Origin of the sequence: Brachybacterium phenoliresistens, from assembly GCF_039530785.1 — a bacterium.
Classification (GTDB): domain Bacteria; phylum Actinomycetota; class Actinomycetes; order Actinomycetales; family Dermabacteraceae; genus Brachybacterium; species Brachybacterium phenoliresistens.
Genome location: NZ_BAAAOW010000009.1, coordinates 123,076 through 144,699 on the forward strand (window position 1 = coordinate 123,076; position 21,624 = coordinate 144,699).

A 21,624-nucleotide genomic window follows, 5' to 3' on the forward strand; every position below is an offset into this window, starting at 1 on the left:
GAGCGCCGGCATCCCGGGATGCCGCCCCGACCCCCAGGAGAGCCCCATGACGTCCGCCCCCTCCGCCCCGTCCACCGCTGCGCGGGACGCCGCCCCGATCCGCACCGCGATCCTCGGTTACGGGCTGTCCGGGCGCATCTTCCACGGGGCGTTCCTGCGGCACGATCCCGCCTACCAGGTCGCCGTCGTCGCGACCTCGAACGGAGAGCGCGCCGCCCAGGCCCGCGAGGACCACCCGGGCGTGCGGATCATCGCCGATCCGCTCGAGGTCGTCGACCACGCCGCCGATCTCGACCTGGTGATCGTCTGCTCGCCGCCCGCGGCGCATGTCGAGCACGCCTCCGCCGCCCTGCGGGCCGGCCTCGACGTGGTCGTCGACAAGCCCTTCACCCCCACCAGCGCCGAGGGCGAGGCGCTCATCGCGCTCGCCGCCGAGCAGGGACGCCGGCTCTCCGTCTACCAGAACCGCCGCTACGACGCGGACTTCCTGACCCTGCGCGGCCTGCTCGAGGACGGCGCGCTCGGCACCGTGCACACCCTGGAGTCCCGCTTCGAGGGCTGGAAGCCGGCCGGCGGGCGCGGCTGGAAGGCGCACACCTCGGCCGCGGCCGGCGGCGGGATCCTCTTCGACCTCGGCGCGCACCTCATCGACCAGGCCGTGCAGCTGCAGGGACCGGTCACCGAGATGCTGGCCGATGTCCGCTGCGTGCTCGGCGGCCCCGACGACGTCGCCCACCTGATCCTCACCCACGCCTCCGGCGCCGCCTCCTACCTGACGATGACCAGCCTCTCCGCGATCGAGGGGCCGCGCTTCCTGGTCAGCGGCGACCGCGGCGCCTGGCGCACCGAGGGCAAGGACCCGCAGGAGGCCGCGCTGCGCTCCGGCGTCCAGCCCGATGCGCCCGGCTTCGGGGTCGAGTCCGAGGCCGAGCGCGGGCAGATCAGCACCGGCGAGGGCACCACCCCCACCCCGGCCGGCACCGGCGACTACGGCCGCTACTACCGCGAGCTCGCCCAGGCCCTGCGCACCGGCGGGCCGCTGCCCGTCGACCCCGCCGACTCCGTGGAGGTGCTGCGGATCATCGAGGCGGCGCACGCCGGCCGGCGCACGGTGTTCTCGTGACCGCGGCGCCGCGCACCGCCGTCGTCCTCGGCGGCGGCGCCCTGGGTACCTCGGTCGCCACCCACCTCGCCCGGGCGGGCGTCGCGGTCACCCTCGCCACCTCGGGCGCGCTGTGCGACGGCGCCTCCGGCCGTTCGCTGTCCTGGCTGAACTCGGCCGGGGACCGCAGCGCCGCCTATCACGCGCTGCGCCTGTGCGGCATCGACCGCTACCGCACCCTCTTCGCCGCCGATCCGACCCGGGACTGGCTGCGGTTCCCGGGCGGGCTGTGGTGGACGGCCGATGATCCCGGCGGCGCCGCGGAGACCCGCGCCCGCCACGACGTCGAGACCGCCCGCGGGTACGCCTCGCAGCTGCTGACCCGCGAGGACGTCGCCCGCACCGTCCCCGACCTGGATCCCGAGGCCGCCGCGACCGCCTCCATCCTCAACCCCGGCGAGGGATGGGTGTCCCTCCCCCACCTCGTCGAGCATCTCGCCGCCGAGCTGCGCGGGCGCGGCGGGGAGATCCGCACCGGTCTCGGCGAGTGCGCCCTGATCGTGGAGGACGGCCGCGCCGTCGGCGTGCGCGACGCCGCCGGCTCCGCGCTGCGGGCCGATGCCGTGGTCGTCGCCTGCGGCGCGGGGACATCGGCCGTGATGGCGCGGGCCGGCGTGGAGATCCCGGACGCCTCCCCGCTGTCGATGCTGGTGACCACCGAGCCGGCCGATGTGCGCGCGCCCGTGCTGAACACACCGCGGGCGGCGGTGCGCCCGAACCCCGGCGGCACCTTCTGCGTGGACCACGACTGGTACGTCGACCGGATCCTCGAGCACGAGGACGGCCGCTGCACCGTCGACGAGGCGGTCGTCGAGGAGCTCCTCGCGGAGGCCTCGCGCCTGTTCGCGCCGGGCACCCGGCTGCGCGCCGCCGGCTGGGCGGCGGGCCGCAAGCCCATCCCGGCCGACGGCGAGCCGGTGCTGGGCGCCGTCTCGGCGCTGCCGGGCTGCTCGGTCGCCTTCACCCACTCGGGCGCGACCCTCGCGCTGATCGCCGGGGAGACCGTCGCCCACGAGGTCGTCACCGGCCGCCGCCACCCGCTGCTGGCCGAGTTCACCCCCGACCGCTTCGCCGCCTGATCACCACGGCACGACCCCGTCGACGTCGAAGAACGTGCCGGTGGGGCCGTCATCGGGCAGCGTCGCGGCCCGGATCGAGCTGACCGCCCCCTCCTGCGGGGTCTTCGTGCCGCGGTGCCCGTTGAGGTCGGTCGCGACGAATCCGGGGCAGACGGCGTTGATGAGGATGCCGCTGCCCTCGAGCTCCCGGGCGTACTGCACCGTCACCGCGTTCAGCAGCGTCTTCGACGGCGAGTAGGCGACGGCGATCGGTCCGGTGTTCTCCTGCGGGTCCTGCTGGCGGGTGAGGGACCCGGCGCTGCTGGAGACGTTCACGATCCGCGGTGCCGGGGATCGGCGCAGCATCGGCAGCATCGCATTGGTGACCCGGACGACGCCCAGCACGTTGGTGTCCAGCACCCCCGTGAAGACGTCCAGATCCACCGAGGTCGGCATCTGATCGAGATCCCCGACGATGCCGGCGTTGTTCACGAGCACGTCGAGCCCGCCGCCGTGCCGCTCAACGATCTCCGCGGCGTGCATGACGCTCTCGGTATCAGTGACGTCGAGCGGCACCTCGAAGGCATCCACTCCCTCGTCCTGCAGCCGGGCGACGGCCTCCCGCCGCCGCTGATCATCCCGGGCGCCCACTCCGACCTTCCAGCCCAATGCGCCCAGGCCACGGGCGGTCTCGAATCCGATTCCCTTGTTCGCGCCGGTCACCAGCGCCGTTCTCTTCTCGCTCATACGATGAGGCTAGGCTGACTCCACCCGGCACGTCCAAGACCGATCCGGGCACGATCAATACCCGTGACGCAATGATGTGGGGGCGACATGCTGGAGACCCGCGAACTGACGTACTTCCTCGCCGTGGCGGAGGAGCTGCACTTCGGGCGGGCGGCCGGGCGCCTCGGCATCGCCCAGCCGCCGCTGTCCCGCGCGATCCGACGGCTCGAGTCGCAGCTGGACGCGCAGCTGTTCGAGCGCACCAGCCGGTCCGTCGCGCTGACGCCCGCCGGCCGTGTGCTGCGGGAGGAGGCCGGCAGCGCGCTGACGGCGCTCGAGGCCGCCGAGCGCCGCACCCGTCGCACGGCCCGCGCCCTCGCCGAGCGGCCCTCCGTCGCCCTGGCCACGAAGGCGGGAGCATCGGTCGACCTGCTGACCGATCTCCTGGACCGCTACGCGGCGGCCGACGGCGCCCGCGTCGAGGACGTCGACGTGCTGCTGTGCGGCATCGGCGAGCAGGAGCAGATGCTGCGCGACGGCCGCGCGGACCTCGCCCTGCTGCACCTGCCCTTCGACTCCGCGGAGGGGCTGGACTACGAGGAGTTCCTCGTCGAGCCGCAGGTGCTCGTCCTGCCCCGCCGGCACCCCGCCGCCGAGGCCCCGGAGCTGAGCCTCGCCGAGGCGTCCGCCCTGGAGGACCTCCCTCTGGCACGGTTCCCCCGCGGCGACGGCGGCCATGACCCCGGGCCCGGGCCGACGTTCACCGATCACGTCCAGCTGATGCAGCTGATCCGCATGGGACGGGCCGCCGTGGTCCTCCCCGCCTCGGTGCGCACCCAGCTCGACCCCTCGCTGGCCTGCGTGCCGGTGCCCGACGCCCCCGCGGTCACGACCGTGCTCGCCTGGCCCCCGCACAGCCGCTCGCGTACGGTCGCGGCGCTGGTGCGGGCCGCCGTGCGCCTCGCCGAGGAGCATGCCTCGATCGCGCCCGCCGTCGCCCCCGCATAGCGGACCTGCTCCATCTCGTGGCTCTCATCGGCCGAGCGCGGCCTGGGCCTCCTCGAGGTCGATGAGGTCGGCCATCGTCATCGAGCCGCGCCGAGGGGACGTGGCCGCGTGCTGCGCCGCGAGCGCGGTGAGCCGGCCGGTCGCCTCGGACTGCCCGACCCCGTCGACCTGCAGGGTCGCTCCGGTGCGGCGGTTGCGAACGAGGACATGCCACCGGTCGCTCCCGGCATGCGGCACAGCCCTCAGGAGGCCGCGCAGCCGCGGGATCCTGCCGACCGCGCCGAGGGCCGCGGTCAGCGCCGGCGAGCTGAGCGCGAGATAGGATCGCACATCGATGCCCCGCTGCGCGCGGAGCAGGACGTGATCGGGGAAGTCCGCGCGGAGATAGTGGCGGGACCTGCCATCGCGCCCGACCGCGCGCGTGCTGGAGCGCAGGTTCCGCACCGGTCGACCCTCCGGGGGCCGATGGACGTCGGCCCCGACCAGGGACGCCGTCCACGCGACGGCGGCGGGTCCGTGCGCTTCCCCGGATCCGAGCATGAGGAGGACGTCGACGTCGTCGCCGGGACGCGGCTCGAGCGACGAGACGAGGACGGTGCTCAGTCCGGGCACCAGCCCTGCGCCCAGCACGACGGCGCCCGACGCCGCCGTGCGCAGCTCCTCCAGGTATGCCCCGGTGGCCGAGATCTCGACGAGGGGCGTGCCGCCGACGGCGGCGGCGAGCTCGGCCCGTTCGATGCCCGCGGCGTTCACGACGACGTCGTGAGACCGGGACAGACGGGACAAGGCCGCGAGGTCGCCGCGCAGGTCGACGACGGCGTCCGCGTCGGCGTGCCGGCTCGCCCCGGTCACGGTGTGGCCCTGCCGGGTGAGCTCTCGCCGGACCACCTGTCCGACGGCGCCGCGGGCACCCAGCACCAGCGCCCTCATCGCGCGAGCTCCTGGCCGGGCCGCGGAGCTCGCGGATCGACGGCCACCGCCGCATCGGTCCGCGCCGGCTGCCCCGCGCTCCCGGGCCGGCCGGGATCGGCACCCGGACCGCCGTCGCCGGCCCCGACACGGGTGCTGACGGCGGCACCGCCGTCCGCTCCGACTGCGATCAGGAGGACCACGGCTCCGCTGGCGATCACGACGATCCAGCCCGCGACCGTGGACGGCGCGACACCGCCGGCGGCGGGCCCGACGACCAGGGTGCCGGCCAGGGCGATGCCGATCGCGGTCCCGACCTGCCGAGCGGTGGAGGCGATGCCGCCGGCGACGCCCGCACGGTCCGATGACAGGGTGCCGACGGCCGTGCTGGTGATCGGGGCGTTGGCGAACCCGACGCCGATCCCGACGAGGAGGGAGGAGAGCAGAAGCAGCGCCGAGGGGTCCTGGCCCAGGGCGAGAAGCGCCGTCGGACGGGTCGTGAGCAGGAACAGGACACCTCCAGCGGTCAGCGCGGAGCCGGCGATCAGCAGGGGCGGGCGGGGCCCGATCCGCCCGACGAGGGCACCGGAGAGCGGGGCGCAGACGGTGGCGCCCAGCGCCATCGGCAGGATGACCGCCCCGGCGTCCAGCGGAGACCAGCCCTGGGTCTCCTGCAGGAGGGCGGTGCTCATCAGCAGCGTCATGCTGAAGGCGAGGAACACGGCCACGGCTGCCAGCACAGCCCCCGCGAACTGCGGCGACCGGAACAGGGAGGGCTCGATCAGCGGCTCCCTCCGGCGCGCCTCCCCGAGGACGAACGCGGCCGAGAGCGCGACGAGCGCGCCGTACCCGAGGATCGCCCACGGCGAGCCCCAGCCCAGTCGCCGCCCCTCGATCAGCAGTGCCACCCCGAGGACCAGGATCAGCACGAGAAGGACCTGCCCCACCGGATCGAGCCGACGAGCCCGCCGTCCTCGCGATTCCGGGACCACGGCCGCCACCAGCAGCAGCGCGACCAGCACGACGGGGACGTTGATCCAGAACAGGGCGCGCCAGTCCAGCAGTGCGAGAAGAGCCCCTCCGGCGACCGGTCCGACCGCCATGCTGAGCCCGAAGACCGCTCCCCACACGCCGATGGCCGAGGCGCGCCCACGCGGGTCGGGCATCGCGTTCACCACGATGGCCAGGGCGACCGGCGAGAGCATCGACGCCCCTGCGCCCTGCACCGCGCGGGCGGCCACGAGGATGCCGGGCGCGGGCGCGGCGGCGCACGCCAGCGATGCCGCCGCGACGGTGATCAGCCCCGTCCGGAACACGCGACGGCGACCGAAGCGGTCCGCCAGGGCCCCGGAGCTGATGAGCAGTCCCGCGAAGACGACCGTATAGGCGTCCACGACCCATGCCAGGCGATGTCCCTCGATGCCCAGGCCGCGGCCGATCTCCGGCAGCCCCACCGTCACGATCGTCGTGTCCAGCCCCACCAGGAACAGCGCCAGCGCACAGACCCCCAGCACGGCCCACCTCCGGCGGGCGCTCAGGCCGCCACCTGCGGCACCGGTCTTCTCCGTCATCCGGGCATCGACCTCTCATCTCGCGCCCGCCGGGTCGACGGGCTCACCAGGTCCGACAGAGCGCCGGACCGGGATCATCCTGCGCGGACGAGGAGCGGCTGCCGAGCGATCTTGCAGATCCTGCACACTGTTCGCATGGAGACCCCTGTCGCGGAGATCATCGATGGCATCGGCCCGAGGCTGCGCGCGATGCGCCTCGAACGCGGCCTGACCCTGGCGGACGTCGCCGAGCGGACCGGCCTCTCGCAGAGCGGGCTGTCCCGGCTCGAGACGGGCCACCGCCAGCCCACCCTCGACCTCCTGATCCCCCTGGCGGAGATGTACCGGGGGTCATTGGAGCGGATCATCGCCGCGCCCGCGACCGGGGACCCCCGCATGCATCTGGTGCCGCACCGCCACGCGAGCGGCGGAGTCGTCGTGCCGATCACGCGGTATCCCGGCCGGATCCAGGTCTTCAAGCACGTGCTGGGACCGCGCGAGCCGCGCCTGACGAGCCACGAGGGACACGCCTGGCTCTTCGTGCTCGCCGGGACCCTCCGGCTGCTCCTCGGGGAGGACGAGCACCTGCTCGCACCCGGGGAGACCGCGGAGTTCGCCGCGTCGACGCCGCACTGGTTCGGTCCCGCGGACGGGAGCTCCGTCGAGATCCTGCACCTGTTCGGGCCCCGGGGCGACGCCGCCGTCCCCCGGGTCTCGCCGCGCGGCGCGGGCCGTCCGGCCGGGGACCGCTGAGCATCGGCCCTGACATGCCGCGAGGCCGGCGGACCAGGATCCTCAGGATCTGGTTCGCCGGCCTCACGAGATCGCGCCGACCGGAGCGCTGCCGCTCAGGCGGGCCCGATCAGGCGGTCGCCGCCTCGGTGTCCTCGTCGACCCAGTCGAAGGTGCGCTCGACGGCCTTCTTCCACAGGCGCAGGGACCGCGCGCGGGTCTCCTCGTCCATGTTCGGCTCCCAGCGCTTGTCCTCGGCCCAGTTGTCGATGACGTCCTGCTCGCCGTTCCAGAAGCCGACCGCGATGCCGGCGGCGTAGGCCGCCCCGAGCGCGGTGGTCTCGATGACCTTGGGCCGCACGACCGGGACGCCCAGGATGTCCGCCTGGAACTGCATGAGCGTCTCGTTCATGACCATGCCGCCGTCGACCTTGAGCTCGGTGAGGTCGACGCCGGAGTCGGCGTTCATGGCCTCGAGCAGCTCGGCGGACTGGAAGGCGGTGGCCTCCAGCGTCGCCCGGGCGATGTGGTTCTTCGTGATGTAGCGGGTCAGGCCCACGATCGCGCCGCGCGCATCGGACTTCCAGTACGGGGCGAACAGGCCCGAGAACGCGGGCACCACGTAGCAGCCGCCGTTGTCGTCGACCTGCTTGGCGAGGTCCTCGATCTCGGGGGCGTCCTTGATCAGGCCCAGGTTGTCGCGCACCCACTGCACGAGCGAGCCGGTCACGGCGACGGAGCCCTCGAGGGCGTAGATCGGCTTGTTGTCGCCGATCTTGTAGCAGACCGTCGTCAGCAGGCCGTTCTCGCTGCGCACCAGCTCCTCGCCGGTGTTGATGAGCATGAAGTTGCCCGTGCCGTAGGTGTTCTTGGCCTGGCCGATCTCGAAGCAGGCCTGGCCGAAGGTCGCCGCCTGCTGGTCGCCGAGGATACCGGCGATCGGAGCATCGACGAGGACGCCCTGCTTGCGGCCGTGCCCGTAGACCTCGGAGGAGGACTTGATCTCCGGCAGCATGGACAGCGGGATGCCCATGTCCGCGGCGATGTCCGCGTTCCAGTCCAGGGTGTCGATGTTCATGAGCATCGTGCGGGAGGCGTTGGTGACGTCGGTGACGTGCACGCCGCCGCTCGCGCCGCCGGTCAGGTTCCACACCAGCCAGGCGTCGGTGTTGCCGAACAGCAGGTCCCCGGCCTCCGCCTTCTCCTTGGCGCCCTCGACGTTCTCGAGGATCCAGGCGACCTTGGGGCCGGAGAAGTAGGTCGCCAGGGGCAGGCCCACGCGCTCCTTGTACTTGTCCGCGCCCTCGTCGCCGGCGAGGCGGTCGCAGATCTTCTGGGTGCGGGTGTCCTGCCAGACGATCGCGTTGTACACGGGCTCGCCGGTGTTCTTGTCCCACACCACGGCGGTCTCGCGCTGGTTGGTGATGCCGACGGCCGCCAGCTGGTGGCGGTTGATCTCGGCCGCGGTGAGCGCCTCGCCGATCACGCGCCGGGTGTTCTCCCAGATCTCCATCGGGTCGTGCTCGACCCAGCCGGACTTCGGGAAGATCTGCTCGTGCTCGCGCTGGCCGGAGGCGACGATCTGGCCGCCGTGGTCGAACACGATCGCGCGGGTCGAGGTGGTGCCCTGGTCGATCGCGAGGATGTACTTCTGGTCGTCGTTCATCGGTTCTCCTTCGTTGGACGGTTCGATGGGATGAGGGGAGGGCTCAGAAGTAGAGCTGGGATGCCACGCCGGCGAGCACGCCGCCGATCAGGGGGCCGACGACCGGCACCCACGAGTATCCCCAGTCCGAGCTGCCCTTGTGCGGGATCGGCAGGATCGCGTGCGCGATACGGGGGCCGAGGTCACGGGCAGGGTTGATGGCGTAGCCCGTGGGCCCGCCGAGGCTCGCGCCGATCGCGAGGACCAGCAGCGCGACGGCCAGCGGCCCGAGGCCGCTGGGGGTGTTGCCGAACTGGATGATCACGAACACGAGGACGAAGGTGCCGATGATCTCGGTGACGAGGTTCCAGCCGTAGGAGCGGATCTCCGGGCCGGTGGAGAAGGTGCCGAGGATGGTGCCCGGGTCCTCCTCCGCGTCGTAGTGCTTCTTGTACGCCAGCCAGCACAGGACGGCGCCGACGAAGGCGCCGATGAGCTCGGCGACCAGGTAGGCGATCGTGGTGCCGACCGTGATCGGAATGCCCGGGCCGTACTCCGTGGCCCCGCTGGTCAGCAGGCCGAAGGTGACGGCAGGGTTCAGGTGCGCGCCGGTCTTGTAGGCGACGTAGACGCCGGCGAACACGCCGAGGCCCCAGCCGAAGTTGATCAGCAGCCAGCCGCCGCCGTTGCCCTTGGTGCCGCGCAGGATCACGTTGGCGACGACGCCGCCGCCCAGCAGGAGCAGCATCGCGGTGCCGGCGATCTCCGACAGGAAGATCGTGCCGATGGTTCCCATGGATTCTCCTCATCGAGTGGTGCTCCGCGGGTGCGGAGCGGGAACGGTATGTCCGTTTCGGGGCCGATGCGGCCCGCGAGGGGACCGGCATGGTGCCGATCCCCGGGAAGGAGCCGGCGGGTGCCGGTCCCGGGGTGGGTGCCGGCGGATGCCGGCGCCCGGTGGGACGCGCCTGCGGGCATCGGCCCGCGGGCGGGGTTCAGGAGCGCGCCGGGACCTCCGGCGCGGAGGCCGCGGCACGGGCCGCGGAGGCATCGTCCGAGGTCGCCTCGGAGGCGAGACGGGCGTCGATGAAGGCGCGGTAGGTCTCGACCTCGCGCGCGGTCGTCGCCGCATCCCAGCCGAGCAGCGGGCCGACCAGGGCCGCGATCTCGTCGGCGGCGTCGGCCCCGCGGTCGCGGGTCTCGTAGTCCAGCCGGGTGCGGCGCTGGAGGACGTCGGCCAGGTGCCGGGCGCCCTCGGCGCGCACCGCGTAGACGGCCTCGGCCCGCAGGTAGCGGGGGGCGTGCTCGAGCGGGGTGCCCAGGGAGGGGTCCTCGTCGATCAGCGCGAGCACGTCGTGCAGCAGGGTGCCGTACCGGAACAGCAGGCGGTCCATGCGGATCTCGTCGAAGCCGTAGCGGGCGGCGATCTCCGCCTTCTCCCGCACCAGCGCCGCGTAGCCCTGCGCGCCGATCACGGGGACGGTGCGGGTGAGGCTGGGCCGGCCGGGCTGGTCCTCGCGGATCGCGAAGTCGACGACGTCCTCGGCCATCACCCGGTAGGTGGTGAACTTGCCGCCGGCGATCGCGCTCAGGCCCGGCTCGACCTCCATCACGGTGTGCTCGCGCGAGACCTTGGTCGAGGCGCCGCCCCCGGCCTTCTTCACCGGCTGCAGCAGGGGCCGCAGCCCGGTGTACACGCCGATGACGTCCTCGCGGGTGAGGTCCTGGGCGAGGATCGCGTTGGCGTGCTCGAGCACGTAGTCGATGTCGGTGCTGGTCGCGGCCGGGTGGGCGACGTCCTCCGTCCAGGGGGTGTCGGTCGTGCCGATCACCCAGTACTCGTCCCACGGGATGATGAACAGCACGGACTTCTCGGTCTGCGTGATGATCCCGGTGTCGGGGACGGCGGGGATGCGGTCGCGGGCGACGGTCACGTGGATGCCCTTGGAGGCGAGGACCTCGAGGCCGGCATCGGCATCGGCGAGCTCCTGCTGCTCCTGCGTCCACACGCCGCCGGCGAGGATGGTCTCGCGGGCGTGGATGTCGAACTCCTCGCCGGTCTCCTCGTCGCGGACCCGGGCGCCGATCACGCGCGGCCCGTCGTGGAGGTAGTCGATGACCGTCGTGTAGTTGGCGACGGCGGCGTCGTGCTGGGCGGCCGAGCGCACCAGCATCATCACGAAGCGGGCGTCGTCCATCTGCGCGTCGTAGTACTCCAGGGCGCCGACGGCCTTGTCCCCGTCCAGCGCCGGGAACACCTCGAGCATCTTCGCGTGCAGCAGGTGGCGGTGGAAGGGGACGGCGCGCTTGCGGCCCACGGACTGCATCGCGTCGTACAGCAGCACGCCGGAGCCGATGAAGCCGCGGTCGATGACCTTCTTGAAGAAGGGGAAGACGAACTTGATGGGCTTGACCAGGTGCGGCGCGGTGCGCTCGATGAGCAGGTCGCGCTCGCGCAGCGCCTCGGCGACGAGCTTGAAGTCGAGCATCTGCAGGTAGCGCAGGCCGCCGTGCATGAGCTTGGAGGAGCGCGACGAGGTGCCCGAGGCCCAGTCCCGGGCCTCCACGAGGCCGACGCCCAGACCGCGGGTCGCGGCGTCGAAGGCGGCGCCCGCCCCGTTCACCCCGCCGCCGACGACCAGCACGTCCAGCGGGGCATCGGCCGTGGCCGCCCGCAGGCGCGCGAGGTGCTCGCGGCGGGAATCAGGGGTGAGTTCGGACCGCTTCAGTGCAGGCGTCGCAGGCACGGGGAGCTCCTTTGCTGTGGCGTTCTTGCGCCCATCCTGGAACTGTCGTGCACCGCACCGCAAGCGGGATGCACATACGTGCAACACTGGTCCGATGGACCCTGCGAATCGGCTCGAGGCGGCGTTCGCCGCTGCACGGATGTACTACGCCGAGGGGCAGACGATGGAGGCGATCGCCGGCGCCCTGTCCGTCTCCCGCTCCACCGTCTCGCGGATGCTGCGCGACGCCCGCGCGGAAGGCCTCGTGGAGATCTCCCTGCATCCGCCGGGCGTCCAGCGCGTCGAGGAGCTGCGCCGTACCATCGCCCACCGCTTCGGGGTGCGTGCGCACGTGGTCGCCGTCGGCCCGCCCGACAGCGAGCGCGAGCGCCTCCAGGCCGTCGCCGCCGCCGGTGCCGGCGTCCTCGAGGAGATGCTCGAGCCGGGCATGACCGTCGGCATGGCCTGGGGCACGACCATCGCCGCGCTCGTCGCCCATCTGGACCCGCGACCCACCCCGGGCCTGCGGATCGTCCAGCTCAACGGCGCCATCAACACCGAGGGCGCCGGCATGACCTACGTGTCCACGGTGCTGGCCCGCGCCGCCTCCCTGTGGGACGCGACCGTCCACCACTTCCCCGTGCCCGCCTTCTTCGACTTCGCGACCACGCGCGAGGCGATGTGGCACGAGCGCTCCGTCCAGCGCGTGCTGGAGACCCAGCGCCAGTGCACCCTGGCCGTCTTCGGCGTCGGCGCCTTCGACGCGGAGGTCCCCAGCCACGTCTACACGAACAACTACCTCACCGAGGAGGACCTCGCCTCGCTGCGGGCCGATGCCGCGGTCGGCGACGTGTGCACCGTCTTCCTGCGGGCCGACGGCTCCTTCCGCGACATCGCCATGAACCGCCGCTGCTCCGGCCCGGACCCCGCGCAGCTGGCCCGCATCCCGCGCCGCCTGCTGGTCGCCGCCGGCAAGTCGAAGTCGCTGCCGCTGCGCGCCGCCCTGCGCGCCGGCGTCGCCACCGACGTCGTCGTCGACGAGGTGACCGCGGCCAGCCTCCTCGCCCTGCGCTGACCGCGGCGCCCACGCCCCCGAGGATTGTCACTCCCTATGCCCTCAGAGAGCTCCAGATGTCATGAGGAGTGACAATCCTGCGCTGGTCGCCCGTGGATCACTCGGAACCGCTCGCAGACGATCGGCATGTCCGGACGGAAGCCCCTCGTCCCGTAGTCCCGCCAGAACGCCTCATGGATGCGTCGCCAGTCCGCGAGGCTGCGATCGCCCTCCCCCTCGCTGTGGGCGTGCTCCTCGCTCACCTGGTCGAAGGGGACGGTGCGGACCTCGGTCACCTCGAGCACCGCGCGCGGCGCACCGGCTCCGTCGAGGATGATCGAGAGGTCGCCCACCTCGGGAACCTTCTCCCCTTCGGCCTCGTAGTCCCACAGAGCCCCTGCGGTCCCCGTCTTCGTGCCCGCGAGCACCAGCGCGAGGAGACCGTCCGCGTGCTCGGGCGTCGCGCCGAAGGCCCATGCCGGCGGCAGCTCCTCCGGAAGCGACGGGTGCACAGCTCGGGCATCGGCCCAGAAGGAGGTCAGGTCGTCGGAGCTCATCGGACGAGGTTATCGCGCCGCGAAGGGGGACGAGGACGTGGACTTCCTGGGGATCTCCGGCTGGGAGGGCGTCATGCTGATCGGGACGCTCGTGCTGGTGGTCGGGGCGCTCGCTGCCATCGTGCTGGCCGCCGTCCAGCTCATCGCCATCGGCCGACGCCTCGAACGGCGCCGCTCTCGGGGGGAGCATGACCAGGACACCGCCGCCGGGTGCGGGCTCGAGGATCAGCGATAGCGGGGCTGGCGCCGGGCGAGCTGGAGCGTGAGCCCGCGCGATGGCAGAGCGGCCACCACGCCCGTGATGTGATCGTCGCTCGGCACCGCCGCCCCGCGCTCGCGCAGCGCACGCGCGAGGCGCAGAAGGATGCGCAGGGGGCGCCGCGCGTCCTCGCCGTTCGCGCGGGCGAGGGTCCATCCGAGCGCGGCGAGCTCATCCCGGCGGGCCTCGTCGTCGCGCCACTGGTCCTTGGTGGTCCGATGCCCGTCGCCGTCGTATTCGAGGGCGAGCATGACGTCCTTCCACGCGAGGTCCAGCAGCCGCCGCCTTCCGGTAACGGGGTCGACGACCGGGAGATTCGGATCGGGCTCCGGCAGTCCGGCGGCCAGGATCAGCATGCGCATGAGGGACTCCCCGGGCGAGCGCACGTCCTCACGAGCGAGCACGAGCGCAGCGCGCAGCAGCGGAGCGCCGGGCTGGCCCTGCTGTGCCTCGAGGTGGCAGCCGATGTCTGAGCGCCCGACGCCGGAAACCGGCTGCGTCGTGCTGAGCACGCCGTCGACCGCAGCGACCAGGTCGTACAGCGGCATCATGGTGGCGAGCTCCCGGAGCACCTCCTCCGGCGTCGAGACCACCAGCTCCCCGAGCTCCTGCACGGGTCCTGGTTTCCAGCGGTGCACGATCACTCCTCGACGCGCGGCCTTCCCCGCGGACGGTGGGATGCGGGCGTGGATCTTGGGGAGCTGGGCGCCGCTGCGCAGGGAGAGTCCTGGTCGCACCGAGGGGATGATCGGCACCGCGTTCCACCGTTCCCCTCCCTCGTCACCCGGTCCGGGACGCAGGAAGGCGACGCCGTTCTCGAGCGTCCACGGCAATCGGACCCCGTGAAGGAGCGCGGCCGTCGTATGGCTGATCACGCACCCGGGGAGCACGTGCCGCTGCAGCACGTACGCCATGGCGTTCACGCTCGCCGGATGGTCCGTCGGCGTATGGAACCCGCGGTAGACCACGGTGAACTCCGGGCCCGAGAGGTCCCGGCAATGGTGGCCCAGTGCCTCCCACTGCGCCCGCGAGAGCAGCGCGCCTCGATAACGATCCGGATCCCGTCGCATGCAGGCGACGCTAGGCGGATCCAGATCCTCGCGCGCCGCCCGCCCTCGGATTGTGGATAACGTGCTTCACGGCGCAGGCGCAGAGCACTCGGTGGCCGCCGGGCGCCGGGCGCCGGACGCCGGACGCCGGGCGCCGGGCGCCGGGCGCCGCCACGATTGTCAGTCCCTATGCCATCCAGGGCCCGCAGATGGCATAGGGACTGACAATCCTCGAAGCGTTGGGCGGACGGAGGCCGCCGGGCGCCCGATCTTCACTCCGCGTCGGAGAGGTCCAGGCGATCGGGGTGGGTGTAGACGTTCATGCGGCCGTCGCCGGCGGAGGCCCCCTCGGCCCCGCCGCCATCGGCCCCGCCGCCATCGGCCCCGCGGAGGAAGCCGATGAGGGTCATCCCGACCTCGTCGGCGGTGTCGACGGCGAGGGAGCTGGCGGCGGAGACGCAGGCCAGCAGCGGGATCCCGGCCATGTACGCCTTCTGCACGATCTCGAAGCCGGCGCGGGAGGAGACCAGCAGCATGAGGTCGGACAGCGGGAGCATGTCCTGCAGCAGGGCCCAGCCGATCACCTTGTCGACCGCGTTGTGGCGGCCCACGTCCTCGCGCTGGACGAGGACCTCGCCGCGCGGGGTGACGAGCGCGGCGCCGTGGATGCCGCCGGTGCGGCGGAAGATCGTCTGCTCGGCGTCGAAGGCGCGCTGGGCCGCGAACAGGGCGCGGGGCGTGGTCGTCCAGTCCTGCGCGAGCGCGAACCGGCCCTTGCGGCGGACGTCCTCGATGCTCGCGGCGCCGCAGACCCCGCAGGCGGAGCTGGTGACGAACTCCCGCGCCAGCACGGGCAGCAGCTGGGGGCGACGGGTGGTGAAGTCCATGACGTTGTAGGTGTTGCGGGCGTAGCCGGACTCGTCCTCCACCACGGCGCCGTCGCAGTAGCGCGCCTCGGCGATGTCCTCGCGCGCGGTGATGCGGCCCTCGGCGTGCAGGAGCCCGTGGACGAGCTCGGTGTCGTGGCCGGGGGTGCGCATGGTCATCGACAGCGGCTGCCCGTTCAGGCGGATGTCCAGCGGCTCCTCGACGGCGAGATGGTCGCCCTTGCGGCCCCGGTGCAGCCGCCCGTCGCGGATGCGAACCGTCGTGATCCTCCTGGCCTGCGTCACCCTGCCCATGTCCCCGAGCCTAGCCCGGGGACAGGGACGTCGGGTGCGCCGGTCCCGTCCGCCTCACCCTCAGGCGACGATGCCCTTCTCGGCGAGCCACTCGCGGGCGATGTCGGCGCTCTTGGCCTGCTCGTCGATGCTGCGGGTGTTCAGCGCGATGAGCTCCTCGGTGGTGAGCGCGCCGGTGACCTTGGCGATCTCGGCCGCGGCGGCGTCGTCGACCTTGGACGAGGCGATCGGCACGACGTTCTGCGGGAGGATCAGCGACTCCGGGTCCTCGAGGGTGACCAGGCCGTTCTTCTGGATGGCGGGGTCGGCGGTGTAGATGTCGGCCAGCTGCACGGTGCCGTCGGTGAGCGCCTTGACCGTCAGCGGGCCGCCCGAGTCCTCCACGGGCACGAGGGCGACGTCCACGCCGTAGGTCTCCTTCACGCCGGCCGGACCGTAGGGGCGGGCCTCGAACTCGCTGTTCGCGGCGATCTTCAGGTCCTCCTGCACCCCGGCGAGATCGGGGATCGCGGTCAGCGAGTTCGCGGAGGCGAAGTCGGCGGTGGTGGTGTAGGAGTCCTGGTCGGTGGCCTCGGCGAAGGGCAGGGCGGTCAGGCCGTCGGGAAGGACCCCGGCCAGCGCCTCGGCGATCTCCTGGGGGCTCGCCGAGGGGGCGTCCGCCTGGTAGTACTGCAGGAGGTTGCCGGTGTACTCGGGCAGCAGGTCCACGGCCCCGGACTCGAGCTCGGGCAGGTACACCTCGCGCTGACCGATCTGGTACTCGCGGGTGATGCTCAGCCCCGCCGCCTCGAGGACCTGCGCGAAGAGCTCCGCGATGATCTCGTTGGAGTAGTAGGCCTGGGAGCCGACGACGAGCGCGCCGGCGGCGCCGCCTCCGGCATCGGAGGCCCCGCCGCCCCCGCCGGAGGCGTCCGTGGTCTCCTCGGCGAGCGGGTCGGAGCTCGAGCAGGCGGCGGCGAGGGAGGCCAGGCCTCCGGCGCCGAGCGCGGCGAGGGCGCCGCGGCGGGCGATGGGTCGGGCGGTCCTGCGGTTCATGAGGGCTCCTTCGGGAGGGTGTGCGGTCTGGGGCGGCCGATGGGCGGTGGGGCGGCGTCAGCCGGCGGGCACCGCGCCGCGGGGTCGGGTGACGGCCTGGACGAGCAGCAGCGCGCCGTCCAGGACGAGCGCGAGCGCGATCACGAGCAGGGATCCGGCGAGCATCTGCGGGTAGTCCTGGGTCTTCAGGCCCAGGAAGATGAACCGGCCCAGCCCGCCGTTGCCGACGTACGCGGCGAGCATCGCCGTGGAGATGACCTGCAGCGTCGCGGCGCGGATGCCGGTGATCAGCAGCGGCATGCCCAGCGGCAGCTCGACGCGGGTGAGCACCTGCATCTCGGTCATGCCCTGGGCGCGGGCGGCGTCGACGGTGCGCGGGTCCACGGCCTCGCAGGCGGAGTAGGCGCCCGCGAGCAGCGAGGGGATCGCGAGGATCACGAAGGCGAGGGTGGGGGCCAGCAGGCCGATGCCCACCAGCAGGGCGAACAGGGTGACCAGGCCCAGGGTGGGCAGGGCGCGGGCGGCGCCGCTCGCGGCGACGGCCAGGCCCCTCCCCCGCCCGGTGTGGCCGACCAGGAGGCCCAGCGGGATCGCGACCACGGCGGCGAGGACGACGCCGAGGGCGGTGTAGCCGAGGTGCTCGGCCAGGCGCATCGGGATGCCGCCGGGGCCGGAGTAGCGGGCCGGGTCCAGCAGCCAGTCCAGGGCCGCGAGCAGCTGGTTCATGCGGCACCTCCTGCGGCGGCCGCCGGGTCCGGGGCGCCGGCGGGTGACGGCTCCGCCGGGGCCTTCCCGGCCGATGCCCACGGCATCAGCGCCCGCCCCGCGAGGACCAGCAGGCCGTCCAGGGCGAGGGCGATCGCGGCGGTGAGCACGATGCCGGCGAGGATCTCGGCGGTGATGCCGCGCTGGAACCCGTCGACGAACAGCATGCCCAGGCTGGGCACGCCGAGCACCCCGCCGACGGTCACCAGCGACACGGTGGAGACGACGACGACGCGCAGCCCGGCCAGCAGCACCGGTCCGGCCAGCGGCAGCTCGACCGCCCAGAAGCGGGCGACGGGGCCGTAGCCCTGCGCGGTAGCGGCGCGCAGCACGTCGCCGTCCACGGAGCGGAAGGCGTCGATCGCGGCGGGGACCATGAGCGCCAGGCCGTAGAGCGTGAGGGCGACGATCACGTTGATCATGGAGCGGATCGAGGTGCCCAGCACGATCGGCAGCACGATGAACAGCGGCAGCGAGGGGATGGCGTACATCAGCGCGGCGGCGGTGCTGATGCCGCCGCGCAGCACGCCGAGGCGTCCGGCGAGCTTCGCGACCGGCAGCGCGAGGACGAAGGCGAGCACGATCGCCGGGAGGGCCTGCAGCAGGTGCGCGCCGGCGTGGCCGCCGATGACGTCGAGGTTGCCGAGGACCCAGCTCATGCCCGGTCCCTCGCGGGGGCGTCCGGCACGGCGAGGTCGCCCTCGGCCGCCTGCAGCACGCCGGCGGCCCGGCCAGTGCCGTCCACGACGATCCGCGTCCCGTCCCGCTCCTCGAGGCGCAGGGCGCGGCGGCCGCGGTCGGCGCCGATGAACCGCTCGACGAAGTCGTCGGCGGGGGCGGCGAGGATCTCCTCGGCGGTGCCGGCCTGGGCGACCTCGCCGCCGGGGCGGAGGATCACGACCTGGTCGCCGATGAGGAAGGCCTCGTCGATGTCGTGGGTGACGAAGACGATCGTCTTGCCCAGCTCGCTCTGCAGTCGCAGCAGCTCCGTCTGCAGCTCCCCGCGCACGATCGGGTCCACGGCGCCGAAGGGCTCGTCCATGAGCAGGATGTTCGGGTCCGATGCCAGCGCCCGGGCGACGCCCACGCGCTGCTGCTGCCCGCCGGAGAGCTGGGAGGGGTAGCGCGTGGCGAGGCCCCGGTCCAGGCCCACGGTCTCCAGCAGGTCCAGAGCGGCGGCCCGGGCCTCCCGCTTGGGGGTGCCGGTGAGCATCGGGACGGTGGCGACGTTGTCCTGCACGGTGCGGTGCGGCAGCAGCCCGGAGGCCTGCATGACGTAGCCGATGCTGCGGCGCAGGGCGACCTTGTCGGTGGTGGCGACGTCCTGGTCGTCGATGAGCACGCGGCCCGCGCTCGGGTCGACCATGCGGTTGATCATGCGCAGCAGCGTCGTCTTGCCCGACCCGCTCGAGCCGACCAGCACGGTCGCGGTGTGCGAGGGGATCGTGCAGGAGAAGTCCTCCACCGCGACGGTGCCGCCGGGGTAGCGCTTCTGCACGGATTCGAATCGGATCACGGAGGGTCTCCTCGCGCTCGGGGAAGGCGCTCCTGGGAGCCTATGCCACGGCCGGGACGGATGGCGCGGCGCTGACCGGCCGGTTCCCTCTCCGCGGACAGACCCTGTCCGCAGCAGCCCCGATCAGCTCTTCGGTCCGGCCGCCGCTCTCTTCTGCATGCGCGCGTCCAGCACCAGCGCCACCCGCGTCAGCAGGAGGTTGATGACGATGTAGATGCCGGAGACCACGAGGTAGGTCTGCACCAGGAAGCGGGTGATGGAGACCATGTTCTTGCCCTGGAACTGGAGCTCGTTGTAGCTGACCACGAAGCCGAGGGTGGAGTCCTTCAGCAGCGAGACGAGCGCCAGCACGAGGCTGGGCAGGACCAGGCGCACCGCCTGCGGCAGGATCACCGAGACCATCGACTGCCGGGGCATGAGGCCGATGGCGGCGGCCGCCTCGTGCTGGCCGCGGTCCACGGCGCGGATGCCGGCGCGGAAGACCTCCGCCGTGGTCGCCGAGGACACGAGGATCATCGGCACCACGAGCATCCAGAAGCGGTCGAAGGTGACCCCGTAGGCGGGCAGCGCCAGCAGGAACGCGTACACCACCAGCAGCATGGGGATGCCGCGGAAGAACTCGATCCACGCCGTCGCCGCCCAGCTCAGCGGTCGCAGCGGGGCCAGCCGCGCGAGCGCCAGGACCAGGGCGAAGGGGAAGGCGATCACGGCCGCGACGGCGGTGGCCCGCAGCGTGCCCCAGAGCCCCTCGCCGAGGAAGGCGATGTAGTCGCGCCGCAGGTAGGGCAGCCACTTCCCGGCGTCGAGCTGGCCGTTGACGGCGAACTGCCACAGCCCCGCGCCGATCAGGCCGGCGATCCCCAGCACGCTGAGGACGGACAGCAGCAGGATCCGCCGGCGGCCCTTGGGGCCGGGGGCGTCGAAGAGGACCTGGGTCGCGCTCGAGCTGTTCGCGCTCATGCCTGCTGCGCCCCCATCATCGCCTGGGTGGTGGTGGGCCTGCGCCGGCGGCCGGGGGCGAGGGCCTTCTCCAGGGCGATGCCGCCGGAGGCCGCCGCGAGGGACAGCGCCAGGTAGATGACGCCGGCGACGAGGAACAGCAGCACCGCCTCGGCGGTGCGGATGTTCAGCTGCTGGGTGACGTAGGTGATCTCGGCGACGGAGATCGCCGCGCACAGCGAGGAGCCGATCAGCGTCCCGATGAACACGTTGACCAGCGGCGAGATCATGGTGCGGAAGGCCTGCGGGAGCACCACGTAGCGCAGCACGCCGAAGAAGCCCAGGCCGATGGACCGCGCCGCCTCGGCATGGCCGATGGGCACGGTGTTGATGCCGGAGCGGACGTTCTCGCACACGAAGGCGGCGCTCGAGAGCGTCAGCCCCAGCACCCCGCACCAGAAGTACGGCAGCAACAGCCCGGCGTCCGGCAGCCCGAAGGCGATGAGGATCAGCAGGCTCAGCAGCGGGATGTTGCGGAAGATCTCCACGTACACGGTCGCCGCGCCGCGCAGCGGCGGGATCGGGCTGACCCGGCACACGGCCAGCGCCGTGCCCAGGATCAGCGCGAAGCCGTAGCCCAGCACGGTCAGGGCGATCGTGGTGCCGATGCCGCCCAGCAGCATCGGCCAGTTCTCGAGGATGATCTCCATGCCGCCGCTCCGATCAGGCGGGCAGCTCGCCGATGGTCGGCGGCGTGGGCGCCTCGCCGTCGATCACCTGTCCGATGGTGGCGTCGTAGAGCTTCGTCCAGGTGCCGTCGTCGATGATCGTCTGCAGGAAGGCGTTGACGAACTCGAGGGCGTCGGCCTTGTCCTTGTTCAGGCCGATGCCGTACGGGTCCTCGGTGAAGGGCTCGCCGACGACGGTGACGTCCGGATCGGCCTTGGAGTTTCCCAGCAGCACGCCCTGGTCCAACACGTACGCGTCCACGCGCCCCTGCTTGAGGGCGGCGACGCAGGACTCGTTGTCGGCGAGGGTCTCGACCTTGCCGGGGTTGGGCACGTTGTCCTCGATGGCCTGGATGCCGGTCGAGTTCGACTGGGTGACCAGGTTCTTGCCCTCGAGGTCCTCCGGACCCGTGATGCTCTCGGCGTCCTCGGTGCGGACCTGGATGGACGTGCCCGAGAGGTAGTACGGGCCGGCGAAGTTGATCTTCTCGAGGCGCTCGGGGGTGATCGAGTAGGTGGCGATCACCGCGTCGACGGTGTCGTTCTGGACCATGGTCTCGCGGGTCTCGACGGTGGTGTCGATGTACTCGACCTTCTCCTCGCCGCCCTCGCCCAGGATGTAGCGGGCCAGCAGCTGGGTGATCCCGGCGTCGAAGCCGGTGACCTTGCTGGTGGCGGGGTCGATGATCGAGAAGACCTGGTTGGCGGTGGTGCCGCCGCGCACGAAGGAGTCCTTCTCCTTGATGGCGGTGGCCCAGGCGCTGCCGGAGACGGCGGCCTCGTCGGCCACGGGCCCGGCGGCGATCGCCGCGTCGTAGGCGGAGGCGCCCTCGCCGCCGCCGTCGCTGGCGCCGTCCCCGCCGCCTCCGAGGGACGGGGCATCGCCCGTCTCGCTCGAGCAGGCGGCCAGGGCGATGCCGGCGGGGAGCGCGGCGGCGGCGGCGATGAGGGCGCGCCGGCCGGGAAGAGGACTGCGGCCGGGAAGAGCGCTGCGGAGGGTCATGGGAACTCCTGGGTTCGGGCCG

22 protein-coding genes are annotated in these 21,624 nt (G+C 72.7%); 6 read left to right on the forward strand and 16 right to left on the reverse strand.

Going from position 1 to position 21,624, the window contains the following annotated elements; all coding sequences use genetic code 11:
* Positions 1–46 precede the first annotated feature (46 nt).
* On the forward strand, positions 47–1,123 hold the full coding sequence (locus tag ABD234_RS16190) for a Gfo/Idh/MocA family oxidoreductase (protein ID WP_344358434.1): 1,077 nt from the start codon (positions 47–49) through the stop codon (positions 1,121–1,123).
* Complete coding sequence (locus tag ABD234_RS16195; RefSeq protein ID WP_344358436.1) at positions 1,120–2,241, forward strand: NAD(P)/FAD-dependent oxidoreductase; 1,122 nt, start codon at positions 1,120–1,122, stop codon at positions 2,239–2,241. The genes ABD234_RS16190 and ABD234_RS16195 overlap by 4 nt, the downstream gene beginning before the upstream one ends.
* Here the strand turns inward: ABD234_RS16195 and ABD234_RS16200 are convergent, their stop codons facing one another.
* Positions 2,242–2,967, reverse strand: a complete 726-nt coding sequence (locus ABD234_RS16200; RefSeq protein ID WP_344358439.1) for an SDR family oxidoreductase — start codon at positions 2,965–2,967, stop codon at positions 2,242–2,244.
* Between the two features lie 87 nt (positions 2,968–3,054).
* Here ABD234_RS16200 and ABD234_RS16205 point away from each other — a divergent pair, with 87 nt between their 5' ends.
* On the forward strand, positions 3,055–3,954 hold the full coding sequence (locus ABD234_RS16205) for a LysR family transcriptional regulator (RefSeq protein ID WP_344358442.1): 900 nt from the start codon (positions 3,055–3,057) through the stop codon (positions 3,952–3,954).
* Between the two features lie 24 nt (positions 3,955–3,978).
* Here ABD234_RS16205 and ABD234_RS16210 read toward each other — a convergent pair whose 3' ends face one another.
* Positions 3,979–4,884 (reverse strand): NAD-dependent epimerase/dehydratase family protein, encoded by a 906-nt coding sequence (locus ABD234_RS16210; protein WP_038371779.1) that lies wholly within the window; start codon positions 4,882–4,884, stop codon positions 3,979–3,981.
* Positions 4,881–6,434 carry an MFS transporter gene (locus ABD234_RS16215; protein WP_344358446.1) on the reverse strand — a complete coding sequence of 518 codons (1,554 nt, stop codon included), beginning with the start codon at positions 6,432–6,434 and terminating at the stop codon, positions 4,881–4,883. The genes ABD234_RS16210 and ABD234_RS16215 overlap by 4 nt, the downstream gene beginning before the upstream one ends.
* 135 nt (positions 6,435–6,569) lie before the next feature.
* Here ABD234_RS16215 and ABD234_RS16220 point away from each other — a divergent pair, with 135 nt between their 5' ends.
* The gene (locus tag ABD234_RS16220; protein ID WP_344358449.1) at positions 6,570–7,166 is read left to right on the forward strand and encodes a helix-turn-helix domain-containing protein; all 597 of its coding nucleotides are present in this window, start codon (positions 6,570–6,572) and stop codon (positions 7,164–7,166) included.
* A 109-nt stretch (positions 7,167–7,275) separates the two neighbouring features.
* On the opposite strand, the gene glpK is transcribed toward ABD234_RS16220, so the two are convergent.
* The 3 genes from glpK to ABD234_RS16235 all read right to left on the reverse strand — a co-directional run bounded on the left by glpK (position 7,276) and on the right by ABD234_RS16235 (position 11,537).
* Entirely contained in the window at positions 7,276–8,811 is a 1,536-nt protein-coding gene (gene glpK, locus ABD234_RS16225; RefSeq protein WP_344358452.1) for a glycerol kinase GlpK, read from the reverse strand.
* Between the two features lie 43 nt (positions 8,812–8,854).
* Positions 8,855–9,577: an MIP/aquaporin family protein gene (locus ABD234_RS16230; protein WP_344358497.1), complete on the reverse strand. Its 723-nt coding sequence runs from the start codon at positions 9,575–9,577 to the stop codon at positions 8,855–8,857.
* A 208-nt stretch (positions 9,578–9,785) separates the two neighbouring features.
* Positions 9,786–11,537: a glycerol-3-phosphate dehydrogenase/oxidase gene (locus ABD234_RS16235; RefSeq protein WP_344358455.1), complete on the reverse strand. Its 1,752-nt coding sequence runs from the start codon at positions 11,535–11,537 to the stop codon at positions 9,786–9,788.
* Positions 11,538–11,631: 94 nt separating this feature from the next.
* Between ABD234_RS16235 and ABD234_RS16240 the strand changes: the two genes are divergently transcribed.
* Entirely contained in the window at positions 11,632–12,591 is a 960-nt protein-coding gene (locus tag ABD234_RS16240; RefSeq protein WP_344358458.1) for a sugar-binding transcriptional regulator, read from the forward strand.
* A gap of 59 nt (positions 12,592–12,650) precedes the next feature.
* On the opposite strand, the gene ABD234_RS16245 is transcribed toward ABD234_RS16240, so the two are convergent.
* On the reverse strand, positions 12,651–13,127 hold the full coding sequence (locus ABD234_RS16245; protein WP_038371774.1) for an ASCH domain-containing protein: 477 nt from the start codon (positions 13,125–13,127) through the stop codon (positions 12,651–12,653).
* A 37-nt stretch (positions 13,128–13,164) separates the two neighbouring features.
* On the opposite strand from ABD234_RS16245, the gene ABD234_RS16250 reads away from it, so the two are divergent.
* Positions 13,165–13,362 carry a hypothetical protein gene (locus tag ABD234_RS16250; RefSeq protein WP_344358462.1) on the forward strand — a complete coding sequence of 66 codons (198 nt, stop codon included), beginning with the start codon at positions 13,165–13,167 and terminating at the stop codon, positions 13,360–13,362.
* Here the strand turns inward: ABD234_RS16250 and ABD234_RS16255 are convergent.
* The 9 genes from ABD234_RS16255 to ABD234_RS16295 form a co-directional block, all read right to left on the reverse strand.
* A complete protein-coding gene (locus tag ABD234_RS16255; RefSeq protein WP_344358464.1) occupies positions 13,353–14,456 on the reverse strand; it encodes a hypothetical protein in 1,104 nt (367 codons plus the stop codon). The genes ABD234_RS16250 and ABD234_RS16255 overlap by 10 nt on opposite strands.
* Positions 14,457–14,707: 251 nt before the next feature.
* A complete protein-coding gene (fdhD, locus tag ABD234_RS16260) occupies positions 14,708–15,616 on the reverse strand; it encodes a formate dehydrogenase accessory sulfurtransferase FdhD (RefSeq protein WP_344358466.1) in 909 nt (302 codons plus the stop codon).
* A 60-nt stretch (positions 15,617–15,676) separates the two neighbouring features.
* Positions 15,677–16,651 (reverse strand): ABC transporter substrate-binding protein, encoded by a 975-nt coding sequence (locus ABD234_RS16265; protein ID WP_344358469.1) that lies wholly within the window; start codon positions 16,649–16,651, stop codon positions 15,677–15,679.
* A gap of 57 nt (positions 16,652–16,708) precedes the next feature.
* A complete protein-coding gene (locus tag ABD234_RS16270) occupies positions 16,709–17,377 on the reverse strand; it encodes an ABC transporter permease (protein WP_344358471.1) in 669 nt (222 codons plus the stop codon).
* The gene (locus ABD234_RS16275) at positions 17,374–18,075 is read right to left on the reverse strand and encodes an ABC transporter permease (protein WP_344358474.1); all 702 of its coding nucleotides are present in this window, start codon (positions 18,073–18,075) and stop codon (positions 17,374–17,376) included. Before ABD234_RS16275 ends, ABD234_RS16270 begins: the two co-directional genes overlap by 4 nt.
* Positions 18,072–18,932 (reverse strand): ABC transporter ATP-binding protein, encoded by an 861-nt coding sequence (locus tag ABD234_RS16280; RefSeq protein WP_344358476.1) that lies wholly within the window; start codon positions 18,930–18,932, stop codon positions 18,072–18,074. The genes ABD234_RS16275 and ABD234_RS16280 overlap by 4 nt, the downstream gene beginning before the upstream one ends.
* Before the next feature lie 123 nt (positions 18,933–19,055).
* Positions 19,056–19,892 carry an amino acid ABC transporter permease gene (locus ABD234_RS16285; protein WP_344358478.1) on the reverse strand — a complete coding sequence of 279 codons (837 nt, stop codon included), beginning with the start codon at positions 19,890–19,892 and terminating at the stop codon, positions 19,056–19,058.
* Complete coding sequence (locus ABD234_RS16290) at positions 19,889–20,581, reverse strand: amino acid ABC transporter permease (protein WP_038371766.1); 693 nt, start codon at positions 20,579–20,581, stop codon at positions 19,889–19,891. The genes ABD234_RS16285 and ABD234_RS16290 overlap by 4 nt, the downstream gene beginning before the upstream one ends.
* A gap of 13 nt (positions 20,582–20,594) precedes the next feature.
* Entirely contained in the window at positions 20,595–21,602 is a 1,008-nt protein-coding gene (locus tag ABD234_RS16295) for a glutamate ABC transporter substrate-binding protein (RefSeq protein WP_344358482.1), read from the reverse strand.
* Between the last annotated feature and the right edge of the window lie 22 nt (positions 21,603–21,624).